General features: G+C 37.2%; 6 protein-coding genes and 1 other annotated feature. Of the genes, 3 read left to right on the top strand and 3 right to left on the bottom strand.

Annotated elements, in window-relative coordinates:
* Positions 1–83 precede the first annotated feature (83 nt).
* A complete protein-coding gene (locus DEX24_RS12610; RefSeq protein ID WP_109306767.1) occupies positions 84–269 on the top strand; it encodes a YhzD family protein in 186 nt (61 codons plus the stop codon).
* A gap of 99 nt (positions 270–368) precedes the next feature.
* On the opposite strand, the gene DEX24_RS12615 is transcribed toward DEX24_RS12610, so the two are convergent.
* Entirely contained in the window at positions 369–1,148 is a 780-nt protein-coding gene (locus tag DEX24_RS12615; RefSeq protein WP_109306768.1) for an enoyl-CoA hydratase-related protein, read from the bottom strand.
* A 427-nt stretch (positions 1,149–1,575) separates the two neighbouring features.
* Positions 1,576–1,816: a binding site (T-box leader), on the top strand.
* 68 nt (positions 1,817–1,884) lie between these two features.
* Between DEX24_RS12615 and DEX24_RS12620 the strand changes: the two genes are divergently transcribed.
* Positions 1,885–3,039, top strand: a complete 1,155-nt coding sequence (locus DEX24_RS12620) for a pyridoxal-phosphate-dependent aminotransferase family protein (protein WP_109306769.1) — start codon at positions 1,885–1,887, stop codon at positions 3,037–3,039.
* 2 nt (positions 3,040–3,041) lie between these two features.
* Entirely contained in the window at positions 3,042–4,679 is a 1,638-nt protein-coding gene (gene serA / locus DEX24_RS12625) for a phosphoglycerate dehydrogenase (protein ID WP_246131369.1), read from the top strand.
* 482 nt (positions 4,680–5,161) lie between these two features.
* Here serA and DEX24_RS12630 read toward each other — a convergent pair whose 3' ends face one another.
* The gene (locus tag DEX24_RS12630; RefSeq protein WP_109306770.1) at positions 5,162–5,956 is read right to left on the bottom strand and encodes an HAD family hydrolase; all 795 of its coding nucleotides are present in this window, start codon (positions 5,954–5,956) and stop codon (positions 5,162–5,164) included.
* A 263-nt stretch (positions 5,957–6,219) separates the two neighbouring features.
* Positions 6,220–6,527 (bottom strand): ABC transporter ATP-binding protein (locus DEX24_RS12635; protein ID WP_487246497.1); only part of this gene is annotated, 308 nt, incomplete at its 5' end.

A 6,527-nucleotide genomic window follows, 5' to 3' on the forward strand; every position in this document is an offset into this window, starting at 1 on the left:
TGCCAATAGTTTTTACATGTTATTTCCCTTCAAATACACTATACTGAATGAGCATTCACTATCGTTCAAAGGAGGTTTTTAAGATGACGAAATATCGATTCACTGCTTTTAAAGCATCTGGTGAGGTGATTAAAGATGAAGATTGGACATTTGAATCGGAGGAGCAAGCAAAAATAAAAGGTGCTCTCAAGGTCAAGGAACTCGATTTGGCAGATACTACACATCGCCTTGTAAACAATACTGGCAAACTCGTGCTATTTCACATTTAAACTAGGCGTTGATCGTCTCGTTTTTTATTGGTAAAAAAACTGCTTTGAGCTGTCTGTTAAAAGACAGTTTCAAAACAGTTTATTTTTATCACATCTATATTATGCACCGGTATAGTTAGGTGTACGTTTTTCTACAAATGCAGCGACGCCTTCTTTATGATCAGCTGTTACGCGCATTTTCGGCTGCGTAATCGCTTCTTGTTGTAATATTTTTTCCAATTGAGTTAATTTTGAGCCATTTAAAATCATTTTTGTCGCAATCATTGCTTGTAATGGTGATTTTAATAGCTGTGTCACAGTAGCTTGAACCGCTGACTCTAGCTGTTCAGCTGGCACAATTTCATCTACTAGGCCCATTTTTTGTGCCTGCTCCCCTGTCATCACTTCACCTTTCCAAATAACTTGTTTCGCTTTCATCGTACCCAATCTTTCTTGCATAAAGAAGTGACCACCACCATCTGGTATTAAACCAATCGTAATAAAATTCATCGCGATTTTAGCATTTGCACCGGCTACGACAAGATCGCATGCTAATGCGGTACTCAAACCTAAACCTGCTGCTGCGCCATTCACCTGTGCTATCGTAATCGCTGATAAGGTATATAACGCTTTAATATAACGTTCCACTTTTACCATCGCACCATCAATATTTAAATCGCCACCTGAGGCCATTCCTTTTACATCGCCACCCGCTGAAAATGCACCCCCTGCACCTTTAAGAACGAGCAACTGTAATTCTTGATCTGCGTGTAATCCCTCTATACATTCTCCAAGTTCGTCCATCATTACTAAATCCATCGCATTCATCGCTTGTGGACGGTTAAATGTTAAATAACCTACACGACCTACTTTTTCAAAAATAATTGTTTTGTATGCCATCAGTAAACACTCCCCTTTTATGAATAGTCATTCATAATTAATATTTTACCACATATGTTATTATTTGATTACTGAAAACCTGTATATATTTTTATTCCACTGCTGAATGATTACGAACGTTCATTATTTAAAATCACTTCACCACTTTACTCTAGTAGTCTGTTAACGTACGATTCTTTTCATAGCAATAATGAGCTATAAACAGTATCGTACAACGACTTACAACTGTTTATAACCTTACTATTCTTACATTAGAAAAACCTATATGTCCTCTGTCATAGGACGAATGATAACAATAATAAATGAAGTTAAAGTTCGGTTTTATGGCATTTTTTTCTTTATATAGTCGCTTATTTTATATTATTCTAAAAATATCGTTGACTTTTCTGAACAATGCCTTTAATATTAACTTAAATTCAAATCACGCAAAAATACGATGACGAAGACATGCTTATGATTTATGAAAATCCCACAGCGAGCTGATGGTTGGTGCAAATCAGTGATTTCATGCATAGGTTCCACTTCTGAGTAGGTATTCTGAACATTCCAAAGTAGGATTACCCGACCCATGCCCGTTACGCATATTGATAAGACTGTCCGTATTAGATGGACAGTAAATTAGGGTGGTACCACGAGATTATTATTTATTTTAGCCTTTCGTCCCTTGCAAGTTTATTTGACTTGCAAGGGATGAAAGGCTTTTATTTTTTTCAAAAACGAGAGGGGTAAATTAAACATGTTAACAGATTATCAATTATTACGTATTCCAGGACCAACACCAATTCCACCGAGTGTAGAGCGTGCAATGATGAAACCAATGATTGGGCATCGTGGTAACGAAACTAGTCAGATGATTCAAACTATTAAGCCTAAATTGAAAAAAGTTTTTGGCACAGCGCAAGATGTCATGATGATCACAGGTAGTGGTACTTCCGGGCTTGAAGCAGCCATTGTTAACGTCGTTCATCCGGGTGACAAAGTATTAGTCGTAGCTACAGGTGTTTTCGGCAACCGTTTCACAAAAATCTGTGAAGCTTATCAAATTAATGTTGAAGAATTTGCAGTTGAATATGGTAAAGCATTGGATCCAGAAGCGATTAGAGCACATGTTCAGGCAAACCCTGATATTAAAGCTGTATTTTCTACATACTGCGAAACATCAACTGGTGTTTTAAATCCTGTTGGTGAATTAGCACAAGCAGTTCATGCAGTTTCTGAAGCCCTCGTTATTATCGATGGCGTATCATGTATGGGCGGAGTAGAAACAAAAATGGATGAGTGGGGTCTTGATGTTGTCGTAACTGGCTCACAAAAAGCATTCATGCTACCTGCTGGTTTAAACTTTATCGCAGCAAGTGAACGTGCATGGAAAGTGATCGAAGCAAATCCACAAAAAGGTTTTTACTTAAACTTAACAAAGTATCGCGACAATATTGCAAAAGATACGACACCTTTCACACCCGCACTTTCTCTTTTATTCGGACTTGAACAAGTACTGGAAAACTTTGAAAAAGAAGGCTTAGAAAATGTTTATGCTCGCCATCAATTAATGCGCGATATGACACGTGCTGCCTTCAAAGCATTAGATTTACCATTATTCACTTCTGATCAAGATGGCTCGCCAACAGTTACTTCTGTAAAACCAACTGATTTTGATGCCGAGGCCTTCCGTAAAGAAATAAAATCAAGTTTCAATCTTTCTGTAGCAGGTGGCCAAGCAGAAATGAAAGGCCAAATTTTCCGCGTTGGTCATATGGGTTACTGTGCACCAACCGACGTACTCCAATATTTAGGTGCTATGGAAATTGCATTGATAAAAGTAGGTAAAAATATCAAGCTTGGTGCTGGTGTTGCAGCCGCACAACAAGTTTACTTGGAAGGGGCAAAATAACGATGACGACAACCACTGAAAATGTTAATACAACAGAAGAAACAACAATGACGAAAACGATCAATATTCTTATTAGCGATCCACTAAGTGAGGATGGTATTTATCCTCTTTTAGAAGAAAAAGATTTACAGCTAAATATCGTTAGTAATACAGGCCTTTCTCCTGAAGAATTGAAAGCAATCATTAATGATTTTGACGTTTTACTCGTGCGTAGCCAAACGAAGGTCACACGCGAAATTATCGAAGCAGCTACTAATTTAAAATTAATTGGTCGTGCAGGCGTTGGTGTGGACAATATCGATCTTGATGCTGCTACTGAAAAAGGAATTATTGTTGTTAATGCACCTGATGGTAATACAAACTCTGCAGCAGAACATACAACAGCAATGATTATGGCATTAGCTCGCCATATTCCACACGCTCATATGTCTTTACAAGAAGGTCGTTGGGATCGTAAAAAATTCGTTGGTGTTGAACTAAAAAATAAAACGATTGGCGTGCTTGGTTTCGGGCGTATTGGACAAGAAGTTGCCCATCGCGCAAAAGGAAATCGTATGAATGTAATCGCTTATGATCCTTTCTTAACTGCAGAAAAAGCTGAAAAAGCTGGCGTAGCATATGGTTCAGTTGAAGATGTAGCAAAAGTTGCTGATTTCATTACCATGCATACACCACTATTAGACTCTACCCATCATATGATTAACGATGATATTTTTGCTATTATGAAAGATGGCGTTCGCATTGTTAACTGTGCACGTGGTGGTATTATCGATGAAGACGCACTATTCAGAGCAATTGAATCTGGCAAAGTTGCCGGTGCAGCATTAGATGTCATGGAAGAAGAACCATTCGTTGGTAACCGTCTATTGGATTTACCACAAATAATTGCTACACCTCACTTAGGTGCTTCAACGATTGAAGCACAGGAATCTGTGGCAGTGGATGTCAGCAATGATATTTTAAGTTATTTCAAACACGGTACTGTTTTAAATCCTGTAAATATGGCTTCTGTTTCTAAAGACATAATTGCAAAAATCGAACCATTCTTTGATCTTGGCGCAAAACTAGGTACATTCGTATCGCGCCTGACAGATAGCGCTATTAACGAAATCAACATCTACTATTCAGGTGACCTAGCAAATTTTGATGTTCGCCCATTAACAAATAATACAGTTAAAGGCATTTTGACACGTAATCTTGGCAACAATGTCAATAATGTTAATGCTCGCTATTTAGCTGAACGCAATGATATTAAAATCAACGAACATAAATCAACCCGTGCAAAAGCATTCTTAAATTCAATTACAGTTGAACTTGTTACTTCTACTGAAACACATAAAGTAAAAGGCACACTATTAGCAGGTTTAGGTGCACGCATTGTACAAGTTGACGATTATGTAATTGACGTTAATCCACAAGGACATATCTTGTTTATCAGACATATGGATAAACCAGGTGCAATCGGCCTTGTTGGAACATTACTAGCAGATCAAAACATCAATATAGCAACGATGCAAGTTGGACGCGCAATCGAAGGCGGCGATGCAATTATGGTCTTAGCAGTTGACCACTCTGTAGAAAACGTCGACTTCCTAAAACAACAAAAAAATATCTTTGATGTAAAATCAATCGATTTATAACAGAAAAGCAAAAGTCGCCCGTTCAAAAGCGAGCAGGCTGCAGAATTCGAATGGAAAGTCGCTCTTTACTTTCCACTGAGAAATCGAAGCATTGCATAGCTTTTGGCGACCCTTTTGCTAGACATCACGAAAAACAAAAGTCCATTCGCTCACATCCGAACGCACTGCAGAAGGCGAATAGAAAGTACGCGCACCACCATCTTTTGAAAATAGTAAAACGCTGAGAAATCATCTGATTTCTCAGCGTTTTACTATTTTCAATACCAATCATGCCACTCGTCCCCATAAACGACATGTCAAAGTAAAAAAATTAAAACACCGTGCTAAATTTGCACAATGTTTTAATTTTTCGTTACTTTATAAGCGACAACCGCAGCTGTTATTAACATAGATAATAATAATGTTTTTTTTGATTTCACTTTTAGCACTATTTTATCATCCCCTCTTTTCTACATAGAACGATAGGGGTTTCTATAAGGTTTCTATAAGCTCTCGACAATCTTCGCTATTTCGCGCAAATTGGAAATACTAAAGGTCGCTGGTACGTCCTTTGATGATTTTTTATTTTCACGATTAATCCAGATATTTTTCATACCAACACGATTCGAACCCAAAATATCCGTCATTAAATTATCACCAATCATGATGCCTTCCTGCGCCGTAATATTAGCTACTTTCAAGACATATTCAAAAATTGAAGCATCCGGTTTACCTTTACCAAAATCACCTGAAATAATAATATGATCAAAATAAGGGACAAGTTCAGGTGTTATAGCTAATTTTAGATTTTGTAAACTTGGTGCACCATTTGTCAACATAACTAATTGATAGTTTTCTTTTAAATCTGCAAGTACTTCAAGTGTTTCTTCATATAAAAATGGTACGCGCTTTCTTGCAGAAACAAAAAATTCGCCTAAGTATAAACCAAGTGATTCATCATGAATACCATAGGCTTTTAAACCAAGTGTCCATGCATCTTTACGGTAATCCATCACGAGTTCTTTCATATCTTGCAATTCGGGTGCTGCATCATCAAATACCCCCCAAAGTCCTTCAAACGGGTTGATACCGATCATTTGTGTATAGTCATACACCGGATAATTTTCGTATAGTGCACGTGCAGCAAGTCGAACTTCCAGCTCTAATTTATCCGTATCAATTGCTTCACCAGATTTCACAGTTGCTTCTTCACATGTTAGTCGAAATGCTTCACTAATACTTTTTTTATCCCATAAAAGCGTGTCATCTAAATCAAAAATAATCGTAGAAATCGTCATCGTTTCTCTCCTATGTAATTGAATTTACTGTTCTTATCGTACCATATTTCTCTCATTATTTTGGTTGTTTTTTGAAAATTTAAACAAAATTGATGCTGCTGAGATACCAATAGTATTCGGAGAAGCCATCTAAAATTATGTTTAACATCTAGCATACTCATTGATACTATAATACGTTATTTCCAATCCATCGCTACATAAGAAATACGAAAAAAATCCACTGTAATTTTCTACAGTGGATTCCATCCATTAAACAATGGATGTTATTTATTATTATGCCATTTTTCAATTTGCTCATCTGTACCAAAGACAAAATGCCCTGGGAATACTTCATGTGCCTTACCATGTTCCCCTGTTTCCTCATGTGCATAAGGAATACGTGTACGTGTTGCTTCTGATCGTGGATCTGGCAATGGAATTGCTGATAGTAGTGATTTTGTATACGGATGCACCGGATGATAATAAATATCTTCAGATGTACCTAATTCTAAAATCTGTCCATTGCGCATAACTGCGATACGGTCCGAAATATATTTAACCATCGAAAGATCATGAGCGATGAATAAATACG

The sequence above is a fragment of the Kurthia sibirica genome, assembly GCF_003143975.1.
Lineage (GTDB): Bacteria > Bacillota > Bacilli > Bacillales_A > Planococcaceae > Kurthia > Kurthia sibirica.

Bases quoted from the DNA above. Each gene is read 5' to 3' on its own strand.
- DEX24_RS12620 (WP_109306769.1), top strand. From the start codon at position 1,885: ATGTTAACAGATTATCAATTATTACGTATTCCAGGACCAACACCAATT.
- DEX24_RS12615 (WP_109306768.1), bottom strand. From the start codon at position 1,148: ATGGCATACAAAACAATTATTTTTGAAAAAGTAGGTCGTGTAGGTTAT.
- DEX24_RS12610 (WP_109306767.1), top strand. From the start codon at position 84: ATGACGAAATATCGATTCACTGCTTTTAAAGCATCTGGTGAGGTGATT.
- serA (WP_246131369.1), top strand. From the start codon at position 3,042: ATGACGACAACCACTGAAAATGTTAATACAACAGAAGAAACAACAATG.
- DEX24_RS12630 (WP_109306770.1), bottom strand. From the start codon at position 5,956: ATGACGATTTCTACGATTATTTTTGATTTAGATGACACGCTTTTATGG.